The following is a 377-nucleotide window of genomic DNA, read 5'->3' as shown; positions in this document are numbered from 1 at the left end:
GTCCAGGCTCCTTAGCAATGTATGTACCGCCACCTCACGCGGCACATTTCCCATCATCAGATGTGTATACGGGGATGCCACCGGCTCCACCTGACCGTCCAGAATCAGCGCCTTCAGCTTTTCCATGACCTCTGGAGCCAGCCTCTCTATTTCATTCAGCGTCTTGCCGCTGGCCTCAAATCCTATTTTATACTGATTGTCCCGAACCAGGTCAAACAGCTTTTCATAGCAGTTTTTCACGACCCATTCCCGCCGTTCCATTTTCAGCTGGGAATACTGGATATTCGCATGTGGAAGAAAAATAACTTTAGGCCTCATATTATTTGCTCCAATCAAAGATTATTTTAAATACATCCTCGCCCTTCGCCATCTTGTAT

The 377-nt window shown here is 47.2% G+C and carries 1 protein-coding gene; it reads right to left on the bottom strand.

The window, feature by feature from the left end; genetic code table 11:
- A partial coding sequence (locus NE664_15895; GenBank protein ID MCQ4728117.1) for a glycoside hydrolase family 57 occupies positions 1-318 on the bottom strand: 318 nt, incomplete at its 3' end.
- Between the last annotated feature and the right edge of the window lie 59 nt (positions 319-377).

It is taken from the genome of Anaerotignum faecicola, assembly GCA_024460105.1.
Classification (GTDB): Bacteria; Bacillota; Clostridia; order Lachnospirales; family Anaerotignaceae; genus JANFXS01.
This window is presented reverse-complemented; position numbering and strand designations above follow the sequence as displayed.